General features: G+C 60.9%; 20 protein-coding genes and 2 pseudogenes. 8 read left to right on the forward strand and 14 right to left on the reverse strand.

The genetic code is table 11. The annotated features are described in order from the left end of the window. The first annotated feature begins 24 nt into the window (after nt 1-24). Nucleotides 25-285, forward strand: a complete 261-nt coding sequence (locus BA011_RS19115; RefSeq protein ID WP_003543792.1) for a YMGG-like glycine zipper-containing protein — start codon at nt 25-27, stop codon at nt 283-285. Nucleotides 286-696: 411 nt separating this feature from the next. Here the strand turns inward: BA011_RS19115 and BA011_RS19120 are convergent, their stop codons facing one another. Beyond that, nucleotides 697-1,422, reverse strand: coding sequence for a beta-ketoacyl-ACP reductase (locus tag BA011_RS19120; protein ID WP_017962530.1), 726 nt, complete (start codon nt 1,420-1,422; stop codon nt 697-699). Between the two features lie 70 nt (nt 1,423-1,492). Continuing rightward, nucleotides 1,493-2,674 (reverse strand): acetyl-CoA C-acetyltransferase, encoded by a 1,182-nt coding sequence (locus tag BA011_RS19125; protein ID WP_025396413.1) that lies wholly within the window; start codon nt 2,672-2,674, stop codon nt 1,493-1,495. A 239-nt stretch (nt 2,675-2,913) separates the two neighbouring features. Here BA011_RS19125 and phaR point away from each other — a divergent pair, with 239 nt between their 5' ends. Continuing rightward, entirely contained in the window at nt 2,914-3,486 is a 573-nt protein-coding gene (gene phaR / locus BA011_RS19130; protein WP_017962532.1) for a polyhydroxyalkanoate synthesis repressor PhaR, read from the forward strand. Here phaR and BA011_RS19135 read toward each other — a convergent pair. From BA011_RS19135 to mtgA, 5 genes and pseudogenes are all read right to left on the reverse strand, one after another. Then, entirely contained in the window at nt 3,481-3,888 is a 408-nt protein-coding gene (locus tag BA011_RS19135) for a hypothetical protein (RefSeq protein WP_003543801.1), read from the reverse strand. The two genes, phaR and BA011_RS19135, sit on opposite strands and share 6 nt — an antisense overlap. Before the next feature lie 145 nt (nt 3,889-4,033). Next, nucleotides 4,034-4,219, reverse strand: a complete 186-nt coding sequence (gene rpmF / locus BA011_RS19140) for a 50S ribosomal protein L32 (RefSeq protein ID WP_003543812.1) — start codon at nt 4,217-4,219, stop codon at nt 4,034-4,036. Nucleotides 4,220-4,373: 154 nt separating this feature from the next. Further along, complete coding sequence (locus tag BA011_RS19145; RefSeq protein WP_065281611.1) at nt 4,374-5,021, reverse strand: glutathione S-transferase family protein; 648 nt, start codon at nt 5,019-5,021, stop codon at nt 4,374-4,376. 13 nt (nt 5,022-5,034) lie between these two features. Continuing rightward, nucleotides 5,035-5,121, reverse strand: a pseudogene (locus BA011_RS45130) (DUF1868 domain-containing protein); the annotation flags it as partial. A 92-nt stretch (nt 5,122-5,213) separates the two neighbouring features. Further along, entirely contained in the window at nt 5,214-5,951 is a 738-nt protein-coding gene (mtgA, locus tag BA011_RS19150; protein WP_151343498.1) for a monofunctional biosynthetic peptidoglycan transglycosylase, read from the reverse strand. A gap of 135 nt (nt 5,952-6,086) precedes the next feature. Here mtgA and BA011_RS19155 point away from each other — a divergent pair, with 135 nt between their 5' ends. Next, on the forward strand, nt 6,087-7,001 hold the full coding sequence (locus tag BA011_RS19155) for a polyprenyl synthetase family protein (RefSeq protein ID WP_065281613.1): 915 nt from the start codon (nt 6,087-6,089) through the stop codon (nt 6,999-7,001). Between the two features lie 9 nt (nt 7,002-7,010). Here BA011_RS19155 and hisC read toward each other — a convergent pair whose 3' ends face one another. From hisC to BA011_RS19175, 4 genes are all read right to left on the reverse strand, one after another. Then, complete coding sequence (hisC, locus tag BA011_RS19160) at nt 7,011-8,072, reverse strand: histidinol-phosphate transaminase (protein WP_065281614.1); 1,062 nt, start codon at nt 8,070-8,072, stop codon at nt 7,011-7,013. Between the two features lie 16 nt (nt 8,073-8,088). Next, complete coding sequence (gene ispG / locus BA011_RS19165) at nt 8,089-9,339, reverse strand: flavodoxin-dependent (E)-4-hydroxy-3-methylbut-2-enyl-diphosphate synthase (RefSeq protein WP_017995512.1); 1,251 nt, start codon at nt 9,337-9,339, stop codon at nt 8,089-8,091. A 96-nt stretch (nt 9,340-9,435) separates the two neighbouring features. Further along, complete coding sequence (locus BA011_RS19170) at nt 9,436-10,626, reverse strand: MFS transporter (protein WP_065281615.1); 1,191 nt, start codon at nt 10,624-10,626, stop codon at nt 9,436-9,438. 62 nt (nt 10,627-10,688) lie between these two features. Then, nucleotides 10,689-11,465, reverse strand: a complete 777-nt coding sequence (locus tag BA011_RS19175; protein WP_065281616.1) for a DeoR/GlpR family DNA-binding transcription regulator — start codon at nt 11,463-11,465, stop codon at nt 10,689-10,691. A 118-nt stretch (nt 11,466-11,583) separates the two neighbouring features. On the opposite strand from BA011_RS19175, the pseudogene BA011_RS19180 reads away from it, so the two are divergent. From BA011_RS19180 to BA011_RS19195, 4 genes and pseudogenes are all read left to right on the forward strand, one after another. Next, nucleotides 11,584-11,924: pseudogene (locus BA011_RS19180) on the forward strand (EamA/RhaT family transporter); the annotation flags it as partial. Nucleotides 11,925-12,076: 152 nt separating this feature from the next. After that, entirely contained in the window at nt 12,077-12,850 is a 774-nt protein-coding gene (locus tag BA011_RS19185) for an amino acid ABC transporter substrate-binding protein (protein WP_065281617.1), read from the forward strand. Between the two features lie 198 nt (nt 12,851-13,048). Continuing rightward, on the forward strand, nt 13,049-13,729 hold the full coding sequence (locus BA011_RS19190; RefSeq protein ID WP_027668542.1) for an amino acid ABC transporter permease: 681 nt from the start codon (nt 13,049-13,051) through the stop codon (nt 13,727-13,729). After that, nucleotides 13,726-14,487 (forward strand): amino acid ABC transporter ATP-binding protein, encoded by a 762-nt coding sequence (locus BA011_RS19195; RefSeq protein ID WP_065281618.1) that lies wholly within the window; start codon nt 13,726-13,728, stop codon nt 14,485-14,487. Before BA011_RS19190 ends, BA011_RS19195 begins: the two co-directional genes overlap by 4 nt. 148 nt (nt 14,488-14,635) lie before the next feature. Here the strand turns inward: BA011_RS19195 and BA011_RS19200 are convergent, their stop codons facing one another. From BA011_RS19200 to BA011_RS19210, 3 genes are all read right to left on the reverse strand, one after another. Beyond that, a complete protein-coding gene (locus tag BA011_RS19200; protein WP_065281619.1) occupies nt 14,636-15,208 on the reverse strand; it encodes an NADPH-dependent FMN reductase in 573 nt (190 codons plus the stop codon). 170 nt (nt 15,209-15,378) lie between these two features. Continuing rightward, entirely contained in the window at nt 15,379-18,843 is a 3,465-nt protein-coding gene (gene pyc / locus BA011_RS19205) for a pyruvate carboxylase (protein WP_065281620.1), read from the reverse strand. Between the two features lie 215 nt (nt 18,844-19,058). After that, entirely contained in the window at nt 19,059-19,814 is a 756-nt protein-coding gene (locus tag BA011_RS19210; protein WP_065281621.1) for a helix-turn-helix transcriptional regulator, read from the reverse strand. A 319-nt stretch (nt 19,815-20,133) separates the two neighbouring features. On the opposite strand from BA011_RS19210, the gene BA011_RS19215 reads away from it, so the two are divergent. Continuing rightward, nucleotides 20,134-21,897: a glucan ABC transporter ATP-binding protein/ permease gene (locus BA011_RS19215; RefSeq protein ID WP_065281622.1), complete on the forward strand. Its 1,764-nt coding sequence runs from the start codon at nt 20,134-20,136 to the stop codon at nt 21,895-21,897. The last annotated feature ends 738 nt before the right edge of the window (nt 21,898-22,635 follow it).

Raw genomic sequence — 22,635 nt, forward strand, 5'->3', positions numbered from 1 at the left:
CCAACTAACCTGGGGAGTTACGACATGATGAAGAAGATTGTTCTTATTGGTGCCCTCGTCGGCGCCTTGGCATCCTGCACAGCGACCGAGCAAGGTACGGCGATCGGGGCCGGCACCGGTGCGGTCATCGGCGGTGCCGTCACCAACAGCTGGGGTGGTGCCGCCGTCGGCGCCGTTGCTGGCGGTTTGACCGGCGCTCTGATCGGCCAGTCGGTCGAACGCCGCGGCTACTGCGTCTATCGCGACCGTTACGGCCGCCGCTACGAGGCCCGTTGCCGCTACTGATCGGCAAGCATATCGGACTCCCAACGGGCGCTTCGGCGCCCGTTTTCTTTTGGCCCGCCGCATCCGTCAACGAGACGTTGACAATCGGTTGCGAAAGTCAAACCTACCGCCGCCCAACGGCCAGGCACATATTTCCTTCAGAGCGCAACGGACAGGCAGAGCCGCCCAGCGCACCGGAAAGGAAACGCTTCCATGATTCAGATTTTGCTGAATTCCCTCATCGCCGTTCTCATCGCATCGGCTTTCCTGACGACCGCGATATCAGCCCTCAGCACCGATGATCCTTCGCTGCGCAAAGTGCCGGCCAGAGCTCGGCCACAGCGACGTTCATAAACAGCAATTGGCGCGTCCGGCCGGACGCGCCAATTGCTTTGACTCTGATCTCTACTGTCGACTCGAAGACAGAAATGCCTAGGCGAAGAACTGTCCGCCATTGGCCGTCAGCGTCGAACCGGTGATGAAGCCGGCATCGTCGGAGACGAGGAAGGTGACGCAACGCGCGATCTCTTCCGGTTCGCCGAGACGACCGACGGGGATCTGCGGAATGATGCGTTCGTTCAGCACCTTCTCCGGCACGGCAAGCACCATTTCCGTTCCGATGTAACCGGGGCAAATGGCGTTGACGGTGATGTTCTTGTTCGCCCCTTCCTGGGCCAGCGCCTTGGTGAAGCCGAGATCGCCCGCCTTGGCCGCCGAATAGTTCACCTGGCCCATCTGGCCCTTCTGCCCGTTGATCGACGAGATATTGACGATACGGCCGAAGCTGCGGTCACGCATGCCGGTCCAGACCTGATGGGTCATGTTGAACAGGCCGGTGAGGTTGGTATTGATCACCTCGTGCCATTGCTGCTGCGTCATCTTGTGGAACATCGCGTCGCGGGTGATGCCGGCATTGTTGACGAGGATTTCGACTGGGCCGATCTCGCTTTCGACCCGGGCAATTCCCTCGCCGCAGGCGAGGTAATCCGAAACATCCCATTTGAACACCGGAACGCCGGTAACGTCGTGGAAGGCTTTGGCCTTCTCGTCGTTGCCGGCATAGCTGGCGGCGACCCTGTATCCGGCATTTTTCAGTGCCATGGATATTGCCGCGCCGATGCCGCGTGTACCCCCGGTGACCAAAGCCACTCTGCTCATGTTCCGCTCCCCTTTTGTTTTTCGCCCCGCCGCTTGGCGGATCTTCAATCAAACATGGATCGTATGCTATTTAAAGTGCTTCAAAGCACATAGCCACACCCATGCCACCCCCGATGCAAAGCGTCGCGAGACCCTTCTTTGCGCCGCGGCGCTTCATTTCGAACAGCAGCGTGTTGAGAACGCGCGCACCCGAGGCGCCGATCGGATGGCCGATCGCGATCGCTCCGCCATTGACGTTGACGATCGACGGATCCCATCCGAGATCTTTGGTGACGGCGCAGGCTTGCGCCGCGAAGGCCTCGTTGGCTTCGACGAGATCGAGATCGTTGACCGACCAGCCGGCCTTCTCGAGCGCCTTGCGCGAAGCCGGGATCGGTCCGGTGCCCATGATCTGCGGATCGACACCCGCCGTTGCCCAGGAAACGATGCGGGCGAGCGGCTGGATACCGCGCCGGACCGCCTCCGCTTCGCTCATCAGCACGGCCGCAGCAGCACCGTCGTTGAGGCCGGACGCGTTCGCGGCCGTGACCGTGCCGTCCTTGTCGAAGGCCGGGCGCAGCTTCCCCATCGCTTCAATCGTCGCGCCGTGACGGATATATTCATCGGTATCGACCGTAACGTCGCCCTTACGTGTCTTGATGACGTAGGGGATGATCTCGTCGGTAAAACGGCCGGCCTTCTGCGCGGCCTCCGCCTTGTTCTGAGAGCTGACCGCGAACTGATCCTGGTCGTCGCGCGAAAGCTGCCACTGGCGCGCAATATTCTCGGCGGTGATGCCCATGTGGTAGCCATGGAAGGCGTCGGTCAAGCCGTCCTTGATCATCGTGTCGATCATCTTCATGTCGCCCATCTTGACGCCGCCGCGTAAGTGCGCGGCATGCGGCGCCATCGACATGGACTCCTGGCCGCCGGCAACGATGATCTTGGCATCGCCGGTGGCGATCTGCTGCATGCCGAGCGCGACCGCGCGCAGGCCCGAGCCACAGAGCTGGTTGACGCCCCAGGCCGTCGCTTCCTGCGGAATGCCGGCCTTCATCGCCGCTTGCCGAGCCGGGTTCTGGCCCTCGCCGGCGGCAAGCACCTGGCCGAGGATCACCTCATCCACCTCGCCGGCATCGACGCCGGCGCGCTCGAGCGCGCCCTTGATGACGGCCGCCCCGAGCTCATGCGCGAGAACCGTCGCGAAAGCACCGTTGAAGGCGCCGACTGCTGTTCGCCCTGCGCTGGCGATGACGATGGATGGATTGCTCATGGGGACGCTCCTCGTTTTCGTCTCACTTACATAATTGGAAACTGGCAAAGCTTGGAGCACAAGTCAAACGCGAAGACCGGCTGCGGCCATTTTTCGGCAGCAGCCCGCCGGAGCCCGATTCATCTGCTCCGTGAAAGGTTTGCCGCATCGCACAAAGAGATTGTCACCGGCCTTCTTTTGCGTTTACAGTCTCAAATGGAGGAATATCCATAAATCAGACGGGGGTTCAGGAGACTGATATGGCGAAGCATGAGGGTCAGATCGTTATCAAGAAATACGCCAATCGACGCCTATACAACACGGGCACCAGCACCTACGTGACGCTGGAAGACCTGGCGGAGATGGTGAAGAAGGGCGAAGAATTTACCGTCCAGGATGCAAAAAGCGGAGATGACATCACCCATTCGGTGCTGACCCAGATCATCTTCGAACAGGAATCGAAGACCGGCAATACGTTGCTCCCGATCTCCTTCCTGCGCCAGCTCATCACCTATTACGGCGACCAGATGCAGATGGTCGTGCCGAGCTTTCTCGAACATTCGATGCGCTCCTTTACCGAACAGCAGGCTCAGATGCGCGAGCAGGTGAACCGCGCCTTCGGCGAAACGCCGCTCGGCAAGAACCTGCAGTTGCCGATGCAGATGGTCGAGGACCATGTTCGCCGTAACACCGAGCTGTTTCAGCAGGCGATGCAGATGTTCTCGCCCTTCATGACGCCGCCCGCCAAGGAAAGCCGCAAGGCCGAGGCCAAGGATATCGACGAGCTGAAGGAACAGCTCCGCGCCCTTCAGAACAAGCTCGACAACCTATAATCCGATCGAGACATCCCGCCCGGCGCTCCGGATCGACACGGCAAAACCGCCGATGACATCGATCAGAGCGATCGTCATCAAAATGAAGAAGACCTGTGTCGCAGCATCCCGGACGAGCAGAAACTCGACCAGGAAGGCGATGAACACCAGCATCGACAGCATGTGGTTGACGAGATTGCCGGGACCGGTTCTGGTCGCCTTGAGGATTTCGAAGAACAGCACGACAAGGGCGATGACGATGAAAAGATCGCCGAGCGCCATGCTCCAGATCGCGCCCGAGATCATCGACAGCACGATGATATCATGTTGCAGTGCCGGAATTCCGCCATCGCCCATCAGGCCCAGCATCGCAAGATTGTAAAGAATAAACGGGATAATCATTAGGGGCATGGCGGCTATCATCGGCAATCTCCCAGCGCATCATGGAAGAATACTGCCGCAAACCCTTGCCCCACCGCAAGTCATTGCAAATATTATATTGTCGAAATGCAAAAGGCCGGCATGACGCCGGCCTTGAAACTTCGATCGGACAAGCCGAATCGGGAAATTACGCGCTTTCCTTCGGCGTCAGAACCTGGCGGCCGCGATACATACCGGTCTTCAGGTCGATATGATGCGGGCGGCGCAGTTCGCCGGAGTTCTTGTCTTCGACATAGGTCGGAGCCTTAAGGGCGTCTGCCGAACGGCGCATACCGCGCTTGGACGGGCTTGTTTTTCTCTTCGGTACAGCCATTTCTCTTCTCCACTTGCGGGCAAAACATTCCCACGGCCACACCGGCGGCCGAAACGGACATGTCGCGATTTCGGAATTTGGCGCGCTTATACATGCAAGGGGTGACCTTGACCAGTCCCCATGCGTATTTTTTGCAAAGCCGATGATTCCAGGCTCAGACTTCGTCTTCCGGCACGATCCAAGGCTCGGCGCGGGCCGCCTCTTCCCATTTCCGCCAGGCCGGATGCGCCTTCATGGTCTCCATATAGGCCAGCGTATCGTTTCGGCTGACGAGGTCATAAATGTCGAACCGGTTGACGACAGGCGCAAACATCGCATCCGCCCCGCTGAACGCGCCAAACAGAAACGGTCCGCCGGATTGCTGCAGTAGGTTGCGCCAGATCGTCTCGATGCGGCTGATATCGGCGTCGACGCCATCCGGCAACGCGATCCTGCCCTTCGGCCGGCGAATATTCATCGGGCAGGCACTGCGCAGCGCCCGAAAGCTCGACAGCATTTCCATCGAAACCGAACGGGCGAGCGCCCGCTTAGCGCGATCCCTCGGCAGAAGGCCGGCGTCCGGATAAAGCTCGGCGACATATTCGATGATCGCCAGCGATTCCCAGACCTTCAATGCGCCGTGCTGCAGCAACGGCACACGCCCGGTGGGTGAGATGGCCTTGATGTTGGGATTGCCACCCGCATAGTCGAAGGGGATGAGGACTTCCTCGAAATCGACACCGGCGCCCGTCAGCGCCATCCACGGCCGGAACGACCAGGAGGAATAATTCTTGTTGGCGATGTAGAGCGTCGGTCTGTCCATGGGCCTCTCCCGTTCAGGCTTCGAAATCGAAGATCAGCAATTCGTGAAGATGGTTCATGTCCTTGAGCACGCAGAATACCGGCGGGGCAAGCTCGAAAACAGGGCGCCTCGATGACGCTTGCCGCTTCTCATGATGCCGAAAACTGTGAGCGGTTTTCGGGCATCATCATGCTCTAATGACAAGTTCTGGTCTCAATCGTAGATGCACTTGATGTAATCGCCCGAACCTTGCGCACGCCTCTCGATCAAGCCGGCGAGCCGGCGAAGGCCTCGTCCGGGCTTGCCGGCATTGCGGTCGATCGGGTTCGGCAGCGAGACGGCAAGCAGCGATGCCTGGCGCCGCGTCAGCTTCGAGGCCGGCACCTTGAAATGGTGTTGGGCCGCCGCCTCGATGCCGTAAATACCGGGACCCCATTCGGCGATATTGAGATAGATTTCCATCAACCGCCGTTTCGACAGAACGAAATCCGTGGTCACCGCGAGCGGAAGTTCCAGCGCCTTGCGTACGAAGGAGCGGCCGTTCCAAAGGAAGAGGTTTTTCGCCGTCTGCATCGGGATCGTACTGCCGCCACGCGTCGCCTGACCTTTCAGCGTATCCTCGACCAGCATGCGCATTTCCGCCCAGTCGACACCGCCGTGAAAGCAATATTGCCCATCCTCCGACATCATCACCGACTGCACCACAACAGGGGCGATCTTATCAAGCGACACCCATTGCCTGTCGTAGCCACGCAGCAGCACGAGATCGCGCAGCATCAGTGTCGAGACGGGGTGAATGAAGGGCAGCAGATAGAAAAAGATCAGCGCATAGGGAAGGATCAGCACGATCAGCACGGCAAGAACAACGCGTTTCAACACACGCCTGTCTTCGAACCATCGCCGACGAGCCGGCATGTCGACGCTGTCCTCTCTCTCCGGCGCTATATCCAATGTTCCCAGTCCGATTTCGCTCCTGTCGTTCTCATAACGCCTGTGCGGAGCTTATGCCAGAGTGCGCGGCGAATCTTGCTGCCGCCATCGACAATTCCGTTGCAAGCCCGGGGGCGCTCATGCCAAACAGCGCCCATGGACGCGAACCGGGACACTTTCGAGACGAGGCTGAAGAACAACGCCCGCGACATCGAGGCGCTGCTCGACGCATTGCTTTCACCGAGTGCCCTTTCCGATGAAATCGCCAGGCCCGAGACGCTGCGCGATGCCATGCATTATGCTGTGCTGAACGGCGGCAAGCGGCTGCGCCCGTTTCTCGTCGTCGAAAGTGCAGCCCTTCTCGGCGGCGACGCCGAGGCGGCACTTCGTGTCGGCGCCGCCCTCGAATGCGTCCACTGCTATTCCCTCGTGCATGACGACCTGCCGGCCATGGACGATGACGACCTGCGCCGCGGCAAACCGACGGTACACATCAAGTTCGACGAAGCGACGGCGATCCTCGCCGGCGACAGCCTGCTGACCTATGCCTTCGACATCATCGCCGCGCCGGAAACGACCCTTGCCGATACGAGCAAGGCATCGCTGGTGCTGGCCCTTGCCCGTGCAGCCGGTCTCGGCGGCATGGCCGGCGGCCAGGCGCTTGATCTCGCGGCGGAAAAGCAGGCGCCCGACGAGGCCGGCATCATCCGCCTGCAGGCGATGAAAACGGGCGCGCTGATCCGCTTCGCCTGCGAAGCCGGCGCCGTCATCGCGGCAAGCCCGCCGGAAGATCGCCGCCGCCTGCGCGCCTTCGGCGAAAAGATCGGTCTTGCTTTCCAGCTTGCCGACGACATTCTCGACCTGACCTCGGATGCGGCGACCATGGGCAAGGCGACCGGCAAGGATGCAGCCCGCGGCAAGGGAACACTTGTGGCCCTGCGCGGCATGGAATGGGCCGAAGCCCAGCTCCGCGAGCATGTCCGCGATGCAAAAGCGCTGCTTGCCCCCTACGGCGCCCGTGCCTCGATCCTCACTTCTGCAGCGCATTTCATCGCCGACCGGAAGAGCTGAAGCGACAGGTCAGGCCGCCAGTATCTCCTTGAGAGCGGAGACCAGACGGGCACACTCTTCATCCGTGCCGATGCTGATCCGCAGGAAGTCCGAAATACGCGGCTTGGCAAAATGCCGGACGAGAATGCCGCGCTCCCGCAGGGCGGCTTGAAGCGCTGCTCCCGAACGGCTTTCGTGCCTCGCGAAAACGAAATTCGCCTGGGACGGCAGCACGTCGAAATCAAGCGCTTCGAGTTCCCCAACAAGGCTTTCCCGGCTGGCGATGATGTTCCTCCGGCCTGTCTCGAACCACGCCTCGTCCTTGATCGCCGCCGTCGCGGCAAGCTGCGCCAGACGATCGAGTGGATAGGAATTGAAACTGTCCTTGACCCGCTCCAGCGCCTCGATCAGCGGCCGCTGCCCCAGCGCGAAGCCGATGCGCAGACCGGCAAGCGAACGGGACTTCGACAGGGTCTGGATCACCAACAGGTTGGGATAGGTTGAAACGAGCCCGGTGGCGCTCTCGCCGCCGAAATCGATATAGGCCTCGTCGATGACGACGACCGCATCCGCGTGGGCGGCAAGAAGTGCTTCGATACCGGTGAGCGGCAGGCCGATGCCGGTCGGCGCATTCGGATTGGGGATGATGATCGCGCCGCAGGGCCTGTCGTAATCGGCCAGCCGGATCCGGAACCCATCGTCAACAGGCACCTCGATCGCTTCGACACCGTATAGCAGGCTATAGGTCGAATAGAAGGCGTAGGTCACATCGGGATAGAGAAGCGGCCGCTCATGTTTCAGCAGCGCCTGGAACGCATGCGCGAGAACTTCGTCGGAGCCATTGCCGACGAATACTTCCTCCGCCCTCAGGCCGAAACGAGCCGCGATCGTCTCGCGCAATTCCGTGGCAGTGGGATCGGGATAGAGCCGCAGACGATTGTCCGCCGCCTCCCGGATCGCCGTGAGCGCCTTCGGAGACGGCCCGTAAGGATTTTCGTTGGTATTGAGCTTGACCATGTTCGCGATACGGGGCTGCTCGCCCGCGACATAGGGCCGAAGCTTGCTAACGATTGGCGACCAGTACTGGCTCATCCGAAGTTGCGGGCGGTCATTCCGCCGCCGTCCGCTGGCCGAAACGCTTCTCGATATAGTCGACGACAAGCGCCTCGAAATCGGCGGCGATATTGGGACCGCGCAGCGTCAGCGCCTTCCTGCCGTCGATGAAGACGGGGGCGGCCGGCGTCTCGCCGGTGCCCGGAAGCGAAATGCCGATATCGGCATGTTTGCTTTCGCCCGGCCCATTGACGATGCAGCCCATGACGGCGACGTTCAGCGCCTCGACGCCGGGATATTTCTCGCGCCAGACCGGCATGTTTTTGCGGATGTCGTTCTGGATGTTCTGGGCAAGTTCCTGGAATACCGTCGACGTCGTGCGTCCGCAGCCCGGACAGGCCGCAACCACGGGAATGAACTGGCGGAAGCCCATGACCTGCAGGATTTCCTGCGCCACCTGGACTTCACGCGTGCGGTCGCCGTTCGGCTCGGGCGTCAGCGACACGCGGATCGTATCGCCGATGCCGTGCTGCAGCACGAAGCCCATCGCCGCCGACGAGGCGACGATGCCCTTGGTGCCCATGCCGGCTTCGGTCAGGCCGAGATGCAGCGCATGATTGGAGCGTTCGGCGAGCATGGAATTGACGGCGATCAGGTCCTGAACCTGGCTGACTTTGGCCGACAGGATGATGCGGTTGCGCGGCAGGCCGATCTCTTCGGCAAGGGCTGCCGACAGCAGCGCCGACTGCACGATCGCCTCGCGCGTTACCTGCCGGGCCGAAAGCGGCGACCCGGCTTCGGCGTTCCGGTCCATCAGCGCCGTCAGCAGATCCTGATCGAGCGAGCCCCAGTTGACGCCGATGCGCACCGGCTTGTCATAGCGGATCGCCATCTCGATGATCTCGGCGAACTGCTTGTCCTTCTTGTCCTTGAAGCCGACATTGCCGGGGTTGATGCGGTATTTCGCCAGCGCTTCGGCACAATCCGGATGATCGGCAAGCAGCTTATGACCGATATAATGGAAGTCGCCGATCAAGGGCACGTCCATGCCGAGGCGCAGCAGCCGCTCGCGGATCTTCGGCACGGCGGCCGCACTCTCGTCGCGGTCGACGGTAATGCGCACCAGTTCCGAACCCGCCCGGTGGAGAGCGGCGACCTGCGCGACGGTGGAATCGATATCGGCCGTATCGGTGTTCGTCATGGACTGCACGACGACCGGCGCCCCGCCGCCGACGATGACGCCGCCGACATCGACGGCAACGGAAGCGCGGCGCGGTTTCGGATCAAAATCGGCGGCTGACAACATGGAGAGTTCTTGCACCCCTAAAAACAGTGCTTTTCAGGTGGATCAAGGCCGGCTGCTTGTCAACCGCCCCTGATATCACTTTTGTTGGGAGGTGGCTCAGTGACCGCCTCCGGAGGTCTCATCGGCATAATGGGCCAGGTTGGACAGCAGCAGAACGACGATGAGCAGCACTGGCAGCGCCATGAAAACGACGGCAAAACCGATATGCTCGGCGACGAAGCCGATCAACGATGGCGCAACCAGCATGCCGGAATAGCCCATGGTGGTGACCACCGAGATGCCGATGCCGGGCTTGAGTCCGGGAATATTGCCCGCCGCCGAGAAAGCGATCGGCACCATGTTGGAAATGCCGATACCGCAAAACGCAAAGCCCAGGATGGCAAGCTCGGCATTGGGCGCCAGGCCAGCAAGCAGCATGCCGACAATGGCAAATAAAGTGCAGATGCGTAGCGTCTTGACGCCGCCCAGACGGTCGCGCACCAGGTCGCCGCCAAAGCGCATGATTGCCATAGTGGCCGAAAAGGCTGCGAAACCAAGACCGGAAAGCGCGACGGACGCATCCATTTCCTGCCGAAGATAGAGCGCGCCCCAGTCGAGAACAGCACCTTCCGGCACCATGCTGAACAGCGCCATCAATCCGAGCAGCCACGGCAGCGGCACCATCGGCAGCTTCGTCTTTTCCTTCTTGGTGTCGGGATGCGGCGGATCGGCAAGGATCATCGGCCAGGCGACGGCAAGGAAGATTGCCGCCAGCACCGTCGCCAGTTGCGCATGGCCGAGAATGCCGAGCTTGGCGATTACGATGCCGCCGAGACCGGAGCCGATCAGTCCGCCAAGGCTCCAGAAAGCGTGGCAGGACGACATGATGGCGCGGCGCATGGATTTCTCGACCGACACCGCATTGGCATTCATCGCCACATCCATTGCGCCGATGAAGCCGCCGAACAGGAAGAGCGAGATTGCCCCGGTGAGCACATTTGGCGCCAGCGTCAATGCCAGCAGCAACGGCAGCACGCAGACGGCCAGCACTTGAACGACGACACGCGAGCCGTGTTTGGCGATCTGCGCACCGGCGATCGGCATCATGACCAGCGAGCCGACGCCGAAGACCAGGATCATCAGCCCAAGCTCGAACTTGGTCAGCGCCAGGCGCTCGGCAAAATCCGGGATCTTCGGCGCCCAGCAGCCGACGACAAAACCGTTCATAAGAAAGAGCAGGGAAACCGCCGCCCTGCTTCTGGTAATGAAGCCACTTCTGGCTCCCGGCGCACTCACATGACTATCCATTTCCGGTCTTCCTCATTGCCGGGCTTGCTTGGCCCGGTTTCCCTAAACTCTATGATGGCGCCTCAGTTCGTTTTCTCGGCGAGAACAGTCCTGCATCCGCGCTCGCGGTAGCCGGCGAGAATGGCCGGATCGGCATCGTGCTCGACGACCAGGCATTCGCAATGGGCGACCGGCAGGATGCTATGGGGGGCAGCAGTGCCGAATTTCTCCGAGGTTGCAGCCACCAACACCCTTTTGCTCCTGGATGTCGCAAACCGCTTGAATTCCGCATCCTCGAAGCCGAACACCGTGATGCCGGCCTCGAGATCGACGCCGCAGGCGCCGAGAATGCAGAGATCGGGCGAAATCTGTTCCATATCCCGCAAGGCCTTGGCGCCGAGCGAACCGCCCGTCTGCCGGTCGACCATCCCGCCGATCAGAATGACGTTGACGGCAGGCTTGTCGATCAGCGCTGCGGCAATCGCCGGCGCATTCGTCGCAGCCGTGAGCGCAAGCTCGGCCGGTAATGCGTTGGCAATCGCCAGATTGGTGCTGCCGGCATCGAAAAACACGGTCGAACCGGCGGCAATCTGCTTTGCCGCAGCGCGCGCCAGCGCCTGTTTCCGGTCAGCGGCAAAGCCGATGCGTTGCGTCATGCTTCCATGCGCCGGCGAGACCGGCAATGCACCGCCATAAACCCGCTCGCAGAGCCCTGCCGCCGCCATCTCTCGCAGATCCCGCCGCACCGTATCCTCGGAGACACCGAATTCGAGCGCAAGCTCCGTCGCCAGCACGCGGCCATTCAGCCGCAACCTCTCGGAAATCACGCCTTGGCGCTCTCGCAACAGAAAATCCTGCATGTTCCTACCGATTCGAGACCTCATAAACCGAAAACGTGCATAACCGCTTATGATCATGCAGGCAACATGCACGGTCACACGTTTTCTGACGTTTCGAAACAAAGCTCCACCGCCAGAGCGCAAGACCTCGCTGCACGAAAAGACCATCATCCAGCTCGCCGTTTCCAACGTCTTTTTCTTGCCATGACCGGCATTGCCGTTCTCTACACTTTGCAGACACCCGATATGACGCAGCTCGCCCTCCTCATCGCCACCGGCGTCGTTGCGGGCTGCGCGCAGTTCGCCCTTTTCGAAGGCATGCGCCAGGCGCCCGTCTCGGTGCTTGCGCCATTCGAATATAGCTGTCTCATCTGGGCCGATATCCCCACGCCCAATGTGGTCGTCGGCGCGGCGATGATCCTCGGCGCCGGATTGATCATCATCGTCAGCGAAAAGTTGCGCCGCCGCATCGCGGCCTGATGCCTGTTTCTGCAGGATTCGTGATTCAGACGGCCGCTTGAGAAAAATATTTGCAGTTGCTGCTTTTATTCGCAGTTTTCTACGCTTCCGGCGCCCTAATTTTCTGCAAACTATCCCCACCCGATGACAACCTCCCAAGGATGGATAAAACAATGAACTGGTTGAAAACCGTCGCCGCCGCTGCTCTCATTCAGGCTGCAGCCCTGCTGCCTGCCCATGCCGATGAAAATCTCGCCGCCATCAAATCGGCCGGCGTCTTCAAGATCGGCACCGAAGGCACCTATGCGCCCTTCACCTACCATGACGAAAGCGGCAAGCTCGTCGGCTTCGATGTCGAGATCGGCGAAGCCATCGCCGCCAAGCTCGGCGTCAAGGCCGAATTCGTCGAAGGCAAGTGGGATGGCCTGATCGCCGGTCTCGACGCCAAGCGCTACGACACCGTCATCAACCAGGTCGGCATCACCGAGACCCGCAAGCAGAAATACGATTTCTCCGAGCCTTATATCGCCTCCAAGGCCGTGTTGATCGCCCGCGACGGCGACGACAGCATCAAGTCCTTCGCCGATCTGAAGGGCAAGAAGGCCGCCCAGTCGCTGACCAGCAACTTCGGCAAGCTCGCAACCGAAGCCGGTGCCGAACTCGTCGGCACCGACGGTTTCGATCAATCGATCCAGTTGGTATTGACCAAGCGCGCCGACGCCACGATCAACGACAGCCTCTCCTTCCTCGATTTCAAGAAGCACAAGCCGGACGCGCCGGTAAAGATCGTCGCCGAGCAGGAAAATGCCGATTACTCCGGCATCATCATCCGCAAGAACGAGCCGGAGCTTCTGGCCGAAATCAACAAGGCGCTTGCCGACATCAAGTCCGACGGCACTTACAAGAAGATCGCCGACAAATATTTCGGCCAGGACGTTTCCAAGTAATTTAGACCGCTTCCCAACCCCTCCCCACAAGGGGAGGGGGTTGGGATGCTGCCGTTCACATCTCAAAACAGCCTCCCAGCCAACAGTACGGTCGCTATTTGGTGCGCCGGGGCCTCCTATTAGCCCCTCCCCCTTGTGGGGAGGGGTTGGGGAGGGGTATTCCACTTCAACGGCCCAACCCGACCAGAAGGAACGCCCTTGCCGCACTGGCTCCAACTGATGGCGGAATCGCTCCCCTCGCTCCTCTGGGCGGGGTTGATCTTCACCATTCCGCTGACCCTGCTATCCTTCGCCTTCGGCCTGACGCTTGGGCTCGCCACCGCGATCGCCCGGCTCTTCGGGCCGATGCCGCTGTCCGCCATCGCGCGCTTCTATGTCTGGGTCATTCGCGGCACGCCGCTGCTTGTGCAGCTCTTCGTCATCTTCTACGGCCTGCCGAGCCTCGGCATCCTGCTCGATGCCTTTCCAGCCGCCCTCATCGGCTTCACGCTGAATATCGGCGCCTATAGCTCCGAGATCATCCGCGCCGTCATTTCCTCGGTACCGAAGGGCCAGTGGGAAGCCGCCTATTCGATCGGCATGAGCTGGCGCCAGGCGATGAGCCGCACCATCCTGCCGCAGGCCGCCCGCGTCGCCGTGCCACCTTTGTCGAACACCTTCATCTCGCTGGTCAAAGACACCTCGCTTGCCGCTGCCATCACCGTGCCCGAGCTGTTCCAGGCCGCACAGCGCATCGTCGCCACCACCTATGAGCCGTTGATCCTCTATATCGAGGCAGCGCTGGTCTATCTCGTCCTGAGCTCCGTCCTCTCGCAGCTGCAGGTGCGGCTGGAACGCCGCTTCGCGCGGTACGGCGGCATGCTGGAGGCAAATGCATGATCGAGCTTGCCAACATCGAAAAGCGTTTCGGCGACGCCGTCATCCTCAAGGATATCAGCATCCGCATCCCCGAAGGCAGCGTCACCGCGCTGGTTGGGCCTTCGGGCGGCGGCAAGAGCACGCTGCTGCGCTGCATCAACCTGCTCGAAATTCCAACCGCCGGCTCCATCCGCCTCGGAGAGGAAACGCTGGCCTTTGCGCCGGGCAAACGAACGAGCTGGCCGGCGATCCAGAAGATCCGCCGCCAGACCGGCATGGTCTTCCAGAACTTCCAGCTCTTTCCGCATCAGACCGCGATCGAGAATGTCATGGAAGGCCTGGTGACGGTGCTGAGATGGCCGAGGCCAAAAGCTCGCGAGCGTGCGATGGAATTGCTGACCAAGGTCGGCATGACCCACAAGGCCGATGCCTGGCCTTCGACGCTGTCGGGCGGCCAGCAGCAGCGCGTCGCGATCGCCCGCGCGCTGGCGCCCTCGCCGCGCGTGCTTCTGTGCGACGAGCCGACATCCGCCCTCGATCCCGAGCTTTCGGCCGAAGTGGTCGATGTGCTGGGCCAACTTGCCAGCGAAGGCACGACGATGGTGATGGCGACCCACGATCTCCGGCTCGCCTCGAAGATCGCCAATGACGTGGTTTTCCTGGAAGCCGGCAGCGTGGTGGAAACGGGCAGCGCCAGAGCGATCTTCAGCGCGCCGGAGCGCGAACGCACCAAACGTTTCATCTCGACGATCAACGCCGCCCATACTTACGATATCTGAGCTAGAGGATGATGCCGAAAAGTGTGAGCGGTTTTCGGACGACATCATGCTCTATTTCTTTGATTTAGATCCGGATTCAGATTTTAGGCTGACCTGGCCTAAAATCATCCGGATCCATTGCCGGGATCCGGCATTGCTGGAACTCCAATCAGGAGGCCGTGACGACCGCGCGCGCCGCCTTCAGCGCATTGCCCCACCAGGTGAGCTGGTCGAGTTGGTTCTTCGCCGCTTCGTTGAGATGCGCGTAATCGCTGAGGCTCTTGCCTTCCTTGAGGACGCCGAGATATTCGCCAAGCGCGATATGCACGCCGGTTTTCACTGAAGCCGCCCCCATTTCCACGAAGATCAGCCGGAGATGCTCGACCGCACGTGCGCCGCCGACGCCGCCGTAACCGACGAAGCCGACCGGCTTGTGGATGAACTCGCCGAGGTCGATGGCGTTCTTCAGAACCGCCGTCGGAGCGTGATTGTACTCGGCGACGGTGAAAATGAAGCCGTCGAATTCACGCAGCTTCTTTTTCCAGCGCTCCGCCGTCTCGCTTTCAGCGGTCGTCGCGCGCTGCTCGCCGAAAAAATGCATGGGGTAGTTGAGCAGGTCGAGAACCTCGACCTCGATGTCCTGCCGTTCGCCGGCGATAGCGGCAATCCACTTGGCCGGATGCTCGGCAAAACGGCCAATACGCGTGCTGCCGACGATGACGGCAATCTTCAACTTGCTCATGGGTATCATTTCCTGATGGGTCTTGGGGGCGGATAATGGGAGCGCAACTTTATGAGAAAGCCTCCGCGCCGGGCAAGGCACGAAGGCTTCGAAAAATCAGCTTTTTGACAGGCCGATCGTACACAATCGAGTGAATGGAGCCCGCACGCCAAGTCGGCCGATGGGCGCCTTCAGCCTGCGTAGACGACGAGCAGATCCTTGGCATCGATCTGATCGCCGGCCCGCACCAGTACTTCGGAAATCGTCCCATCCTTTTCCGCATGCAGCGCCGTTTCCATCTTCATCGCTTCGATGGAGACGAGCACGTCGCCGGCATTGACGGCCTGGCCGGGCGAGACGAAGACACGGCTGATGACACCCGGCATCGGCGCGCCGACATGAACGGCGTTGCCTGGTTCGGCCTTGCGGCGGACGGCCGCACCCGTCGCCCCGTGGGCCCGGTCCGGCACCTTGATGCGGCGCGGCTGGCCGTTGAGCTCGAAGAAGATGGTCACCATGCCTTGGCTGTCGGTGGCGCTCATCGCCTGGTTGACAATGACGAGCGTCTTGCCGCGCTCGATGTCGGCAAACAGTTCCTCGCCGTCCTTGAGACCGTAGAAATAGGCGGGTGTCGGCAGCACCGAGACCGGTCCGTAGGTATCGGAGGCGAGCGCGAAGTCGGTGAAGACCTTCGGATACATCAGATAGGAAGCGAATTCGAAGTCGCTGACCTCGCGCTCGAGTTTCGTCTCGATGACTTTGCGCTCCGCATCGAGATCAGCCTCCTTGAGCAGCGAGCCGGGGCGCACGGTATAGGGCTTGTCGCCCTTCAGCGCCTTCTTCTGCAGCGCTTCGGGCCATCCTGACGGCGGCTGGCCGAGATCGCCCTTCAGCATCGAGACCACCGATTCCGGGAAGGAGACTTCCTTGTCGGTGCTGACGACGTCGGCAACCGTCAGGTCCTGGGACACCATCATCAGCGCCATGTCGCCGACGACCTTGGAAGACGGCGTCACCTTGACGATATCGCCGAACATCTGGTTGGCGTCGGCATAGGCCTGCGCGACCTGATGCCAGCGGGTCTCGAGCCCGAGCGAGCGGGCCTGTTCCTTGAGGTTAGTGAACTGGCCACCCGGCATTTCGTGCAGATAGACTTCGGATGCCGGGCCCCTCAGATCGCTTTCGAAGGCGGCATATTGGTTCCGCGCCGCTTCCCAATAGAAGGAGATGCGGCGGATCCATTCCGGATCGAGGCCCGGATCACGTTCCGTGCCGCGCAGCGCCTCGACGATCGAGCCGAGACAGGGCTGCGAGGTATTGCCGGACAGCGCATCCATGGCGGCATCGACGGCATCGACGCCGGCATCGACGGCGGCAAGAACGGTCGCGGCCGCAATACCCGATGTATCATGCGTGTGGAAATGGATCGGCAGGCTGGTCGCCTCGCGCAGCGCCTTGAACAGAACCTTCGCAGCCGCAGGTTTGAGAAGGCCCGCCATATCCTTGAGCGCGATGATATGCGCCCCCGCCTTCTCGAGTTCGACCGCAAGGTCGGTGTAGTATTTCAGATCGTATTTCGGACGGGCCGAGTTCAGGATATCGCCGGTATAGCAGATCGCCGCCTCGCAGAGCTTGTTCTCCTCGGCAATGGCATCCATCGAGACGCGCATGTTCTCGACCCAGTTCAGGCAGTCGAAGACGCGGAAGAGATCGATGCCGCCCCTGGCCGCCTGGCGGACGAAATATTTGACGACATTGTCGGGATAATTGGTGTAGCCGACGCCGTTGGCGCCGCGCAGCAGCATCTGCAGCAGAAGGTTCGGCGCGCCCTCGCGGATCAGCGCCAGGCGCTCCCACGGGTCCTCGGTCAGAAAGCGCATGGAGACGTCGAAGGTCGCGCCGCCCCAGCATTCGAGCGACAAAAGGTTCGGCAGCGCATGCGCATAGGTGTCGGCAATGCGGGCGATGTCATAGGTGCGCATGCGGGTGGCGAGCAGCGACTGATGGCCGTCGCGCATCGTCGTGTCGGTCAAAAGCACGCGCTTCTCGTTGCGCATCCATTCGCCGAATTTCTTCGGGCCGAGCGTGTCGAGGAGCTGCTTCGTACCATCCTTGATCGCATTGCCGTTGGCGTAGGGAACCACCGGCTCGGCCGCATTTTCCAGCGGCCTCGGCCTGTCCTTCGCCTCGGGATGGCCATTGACGGTGACGTCGGCGAGGTAGGTCAGCAGCTTCGTGGCGCGATCCTGGCGCTTGACCTGCTGGAAGAGTTCCGGCGTCGTGTCGATGAAGCGTGTCGTGTAGCTGTTATCCCTGAACTTCGGATGGCCGATGATCGCTTCGAGGAAGGTCAGGTTGGTTGCCACGCCGCGAATGCGGAATTCGCGCAGCGCCCGGTCCATGCGGGCGATCGCTTCGGACGGATTGGGCGCCCATGCCGTGACCTTGACGAGAAGCGGATCATAAAAGCGGGTGATGATCGCGCCCGAATAGGAGGTGCCACCATCGAGGCGGATGCCGAAACCGGACGCCGAACGATAGGCGGTGATGCGGCCGTAATCCGGAATGAAATTATGCTCCGGATCTTCCGTGGTGATGCGGCACTGCAGCGCATGGCCGTTGAGACGGATATCCTCCTGGCGCGGCACGCCCGATTCCGGCGTCCCGATCGCAAAGCCGTCGAGAATGTGGATCTGCGCTTTGACGATATCGATGCCGGTGACGACTTCGGTCACCGTATGCTCGACCTGGATGCGCGGATTGACTTCGATGAAGTAGAATTTGCCGGTATCGGCATCCATCAGATATTCGACGGTACCGGCGCCGATATAATTGGTCGCGGCCGCGATCTTCAGCGAATAGGCGGCGAGTTCCTGGCGCTGCGCCTCCGAGAGATAGGGCGCCGGTGCGCGCTCGACGACCTTCTGGTTGCGGCGCTGGATCGAGCAGTCACGCTCGAAGAGATGCACGACATTGCCATGCGTATCGCCGAGAACCTGGCTTTCGACGTGTCGGGCGCGCTCGACGAGCTTTTCCAGATAGACCTCGTCCTTGCCGAAGGCCGCCATCGCCTCGCGTTTGGCTTCCGTCACCTCGCGGGCGAGATCCTTTGGATCGCGGATCGCGCGCATGCCGCGCCCGCCGCCGCCCCAGGAGGCCTTCAGCATGACGGGGTAGCCGATCCCGTCCGCCATCTTCGCCACTTCGGCCATGTCCTCCGGCAACGGCCCGGTGGCCGGCACCACGGGAACGCCGACCGAGATCGCCAGGTTACGCGCTGCGACCTTGTTGCCGAGCTGGCGCATCGTATCGGCCTTCGGGCCGATGAAGATGATGCCGGCCTTGTTGCAGGCATCGACGAATTCCGGGCTTTCCGACAGCAGGCCATAGCCGGGATGGATGGCATCGGCGCCGGAGAGTTTAGCAACGCGGATCACCTCCTCGATCGACAGATAGCTCTCGATCGGGCCCATGTCCTTGGAAAGATGCGGGCCGCGGCCGACCTGGTAGCTCTCGTCCGCCTTGAAGCGGTGCAGCGCCAGCTTGTCCTCTTCCGCCCAGATCGCCACGGTTTTTATTCCAAGCTCGTTGGCCGCGCGGAACACGCGAATGGCAATTTCAGAGCGATTGGCAACGAGAATCTTGGAAATGGGCAAAACGGTCTCCTCAGACGTTCAGACGCGGGAATGCTGCACCCGCGAAGGAAATTCTTAACTTCTTGTCACAGAAAGTTCAATTTATCTTGCGACTGCGAAATGCAATTTTTCGACATGCTGAAGCAATTCCAGGAAAAGTGCGAAGCGGTTTCCGTCCGGACTTGCGTAAAAAATAAAAGCAGAGCGGTTTCGCTTCGATGAGAAGCGGAATTGCTCTAACTTATCAGGCCATGACGGAAGGCAAGCGCTACCGCCTGCTGCCTGTTTTTCGCCTTCAGCTTGTCCTGCAGGCCGTTCATATACCAGTCGACGGTGTGGTTTGAGATCTTCAGCATCTTGCTGATCTCCATCGACGTCATGCCTTCGGCGAGATAATGCAGGATTTCCATCTCGCGCCGCGTCAGCGGCGTGTCGGCCGGGAGCACGGTTTCCAGTGCCTGCGCCTCGCCTTTCAGATCGAGCAACCGCCAGAAGGCCTTGCGCGCCACCGCCTCCAGCAATGCGATTTCCACCGGCGACAGGTCGATCGGCTTGCCGGCGAGACTGAGGCTGGCGAGAGTGCCGTTGCGTCCGTGGATCGGAAAGATGTAACCGTCCTCCAACCCGTGCCCAAAGGCATCGACCATCATCTGCTCCATACGGCGCTGGTGGGTATCCTTGTGGAAGGCCGCCATCGCCTCTCGCCAGCCGAAAGGCCGCTGCGCGTGGGCGAGATAGCGCACCATCGGATCGATCAGAGCATATTTTTTCGCGGCATATATCTGCGGCCATTGTTCCGGCCAGCGGCCGGCAAGCGCCGCAGCCCAAAGCTCCGGATTCTGCTGTACCGGGCTCTGCGGCAAATGGCGCAGCAGGCCGTAATATTCGAAGCCGCAACCGTGGAGGACCTGCTCCAACTCGGTGACGACGGCTTCAGGGTTTGAGCATTCTTCCAGAATTACAAGCAATTGAATTAACGAATTAATTTTCACAAATATGCCCCTTGCCCGGACCTGATGCCCGCATGAGGCCGTCGGCGGCTGGTCAAGCTGGTCGCGAAACGGTCTTCAATAAATGCAGTCTGTAATTTAATGCTGCGCTAAACATTTAATAAAATGCAAGCGCAAATTGTCGCGAGATATAGCCGAACGGCAATTTCGGCGCCATAGCCATCTCGTCGCGTCTGCAATAATACGATCGTATCAATCGTCACATCGGTCGAACTCTGAATACGCCGTTAATCGCCCGTTCAGGTAGCCTTTTGTAGCATCGCATCATCCCGTTTTTCGCAGATGCACAAGAGGTTTCAACGTGACGCTATTCAAGGTCTATGCAAGGGCTCTGCGCTATCTTGGCGCCTACAAGCTGCGCGTATCCCTGGTCGTTGTCGCAAACATTGTTCTTGCGACGATCACCATCGCGGAGCCGATCCTGTTCGGTCGTATCATCGATGCGATTTCGGGCAAGGGTGAGGTCAAGCCCATCCTCTTCATGTGGGCGACTTTCGCCGTCTTCAACACCATTGCTTTCGTTCTGGTGGCCCGCGAGGCCGACCGGCTGGCCCATGGCCGGCGGGCGACGCTGTTGACGGAAGCCTTCGGCCGCATCATTTCCATGCCGCTTGGCTGGCACCATCAGCGCGGCACCTCAAACGCGCTGCACACATTGCTGCGCGCCTGCGAAACGCTGTTCGGCCTCTGGCTGGAATTCATGCGCAACCACCTGTCGACGGTCATCGCGCTTGCCCTTCTGATACCGACCGCAATGTCGATGGACCTGCGCCTTTCCGCCGTCCTCATGGTGCTCGCCATCGCCTACTGGCTGATCGGCCGCGTCGTGATGAGCCGCACCAAGGACGGCCAAGCTTCGGTCGAGAACCATTATCATACCGTCTTCTCGCATGTCAGCGACTCGATCAGCAACGTTTCGGTCCTGCATAGCTATAACCGCATCGAGGCCGAAACCAGAGCGCTGAAATCCTTTGCCGACCGTCTACTCGAAGCTCAGTATCCGGTGCTCGACTGGTGGGCGATCGCCAGCGCACTGAACCGCATGGCGTCGACCATCGCGATGATGGTGGTCCTGATTATCGGCACCATGCTCGTGCAGGCCGGCCAGCTGCGCGTCGGCGACGTCATCGCCTTCATCGGCTTTGCCAACCTGCTGATCGGCCGTCTCGACCTGATGCGCCAGTTCGCCACGCAGATTTTCGAGGCCCGTTCCAAGCTCGAGGACTTCTATACGCTTGAAGACTCGGTGCGTGAGCGTGAAGAGCCGGCCGGCAACGGCGAGATCAAGGACGTCAAGGGTGCGATCGAATTCCGCGACGTCTCCTTCGGCTTCGGCAACAGCTCACAGGGCCTGCATAATGTCTCCTTCTCGGTGAAGGCAGGCCAGACGGTGGCGATCGTCGGCCCGACCGGCGCCGGCAAGACGACACTCGTCAACCTGCTGCAGCGTGTCTACGACGCCCAGGCCGGCAAGATCCTCGTTGACGGCACCGATATCACCAAGGTGACCCGCAAGTCGCTGCGTCGCCACATCGCCACTGTCTTCCAGGATGCGGGCCTGCTGAACCGTTCGATCAGCGACAATATTCGCCTTGGCCGCGAAGGCGCCAGCGAAGAAGAAATGCGCCGTGCGGCCGAAGCCGCCGCCGCCGCCGACTTCATCGAGACCCGTGAGGATCGCTATGATACGCATGTCGGTGAACGCGGCAACAAGTTCTCCGGCGGCGAGCGCCAGCGCATCGCGATCGCCCGCGCCATCCTCAAGGACGCGCCGATCCTGGTGCTCGACGAGGCGACCTCGGCGCTCGACGTCGAAACCGAAGCTCGCGTCAAGGCCGCAATCGACAATCTGCGCCAGAATCGCACCACCTTCATCATCGCCCACCGCCTGTCGACGGTCCGCGAAGCCGATATGGTGCTCTTCCTGGATGACGGCCGCGTCGTCGAACAGGGCAGCTTCGACGAACTCAGCCACAGCAACGGCCGCTTCGCCGCCCTGCTGCGCGCCAGCGGCATCCTGACGGACGACGAGGTCCGCAAGGCCCACACCACCGAAGCCGCCTGATTGGTTCGGGTTTCAAGATAAAGGCCGGAAGGGTGACGCCCTTCCGGCCTTTTTGTTTGCTCTCGGACTGAGGACCAATCGACATACACGATTCCCAAATCGGTGGATCGCTGATCCATAGGGTACCGTATGCAGCACGGAGGCCTTTGATGGGAGTTGAACGAGGCGCAAATGGTTGAGGATTTCGCCTCTGTTGCCAGACAAAGCCAGCCATCCGGGTCGAACGGGGGTAGGGGTAGACAACCGGTCCTTTGTGATCGGATGTTTGTGGATCCTGCGCTCGGGCGCACCCTCGCAGGGCCTGCCGGGAGCGCTATGGCAAGTGGAAGGCGGTCCACCGCCGGTTCAGTCGCTGGTGCCATGCCGGAGTATGGGAGCGGGCCTTTGATGCCCTCACTGCTGACTGGACAATCGGAACTTAAATGATCGACAGCACCATCATGCGCACCCATCAACAGGCGGCGAGCGGAAATGGGGGCAAAGGATCAGGTGCTGGGGCGTTCCAGAGATAGGCTGACGACAAGGTCCATATGCTGGCCGATGCGCTCCCCCTGCGCTTTATCGTGGCGGCCGGCCAGGTCGGCGACATCACGCAAGGTCCGCTTTTCTCAACAACCCGGCAGGTCATGCCATCTGGGCCATAAAGCGTATGACAGCAATTCCTTGCGCGCAACGATCGCGAAGATGGAGGCCGAGGTGGTCATACCCTCAAACCGTTGGCGAAAAACCGAGCGACGC

The organism is Rhizobium leguminosarum (genome assembly GCF_001679785.1).
Taxonomy (GTDB): domain Bacteria; phylum Pseudomonadota; class Alphaproteobacteria; order Rhizobiales; family Rhizobiaceae; genus Rhizobium; species Rhizobium leguminosarum_R.

What these genes read in the sequence shown, in the direction of transcription:
- BA011_RS19115 (WP_003543792.1), top strand. Translation starts at nt 25, where the DNA reads ATGATGAAGAAGATTGTTCTTATTGGTGCCCTCGTCGGCGCCTTGGCA.
- BA011_RS19120 (WP_017962530.1), bottom strand. Translation starts at nt 1,422, where the DNA reads ATGAGCAGAGTGGCTTTGGTCACCGGGGGTACACGCGGCATCGGCGCG.
- BA011_RS19125 (WP_025396413.1), bottom strand. Translation starts at nt 2,674, where the DNA reads ATGAGCAATCCATCCATCGTCATCGCCAGCGCAGGGCGAACAGCAGTC.
- phaR (WP_017962532.1), top strand. Translation starts at nt 2,914, where the DNA reads ATGGCGAAGCATGAGGGTCAGATCGTTATCAAGAAATACGCCAATCGA.
- BA011_RS19135 (WP_003543801.1), bottom strand. Translation starts at nt 3,888, where the DNA reads ATGATAGCCGCCATGCCCCTAATGATTATCCCGTTTATTCTTTACAAT.
- rpmF (WP_003543812.1), bottom strand. Translation starts at nt 4,219, where the DNA reads ATGGCTGTACCGAAGAGAAAAACAAGCCCGTCCAAGCGCGGTATGCGC.
- BA011_RS19145 (WP_065281611.1), bottom strand. Translation starts at nt 5,021, where the DNA reads ATGGACAGACCGACGCTCTACATCGCCAACAAGAATTATTCCTCCTGG.
- BA011_RS19155 (WP_065281613.1), top strand. Translation starts at nt 6,087, where the DNA reads ATGGACGCGAACCGGGACACTTTCGAGACGAGGCTGAAGAACAACGCC.
- hisC (WP_065281614.1), bottom strand. Translation starts at nt 8,072, where the DNA reads ATGAGCCAGTACTGGTCGCCAATCGTTAGCAAGCTTCGGCCCTATGTC.
- ispG (WP_017995512.1), bottom strand. Translation starts at nt 9,339, where the DNA reads ATGTTGTCAGCCGCCGATTTTGATCCGAAACCGCGCCGCGCTTCCGTT.
- BA011_RS19170 (WP_065281615.1), bottom strand. Translation starts at nt 10,626, where the DNA reads ATGGATAGTCATGTGAGTGCGCCGGGAGCCAGAAGTGGCTTCATTACC.
- BA011_RS19175 (WP_065281616.1), bottom strand. Translation starts at nt 11,465, where the DNA reads ATGCAGGATTTTCTGTTGCGAGAGCGCCAAGGCGTGATTTCCGAGAGG.
- BA011_RS19185 (WP_065281617.1), top strand. Translation starts at nt 12,077, where the DNA reads ATGAACTGGTTGAAAACCGTCGCCGCCGCTGCTCTCATTCAGGCTGCA.
- BA011_RS19195 (WP_065281618.1), top strand. Translation starts at nt 13,726, where the DNA reads ATGATCGAGCTTGCCAACATCGAAAAGCGTTTCGGCGACGCCGTCATC.
- BA011_RS19200 (WP_065281619.1), bottom strand. Translation starts at nt 15,208, where the DNA reads ATGAGCAAGTTGAAGATTGCCGTCATCGTCGGCAGCACGCGTATTGGC.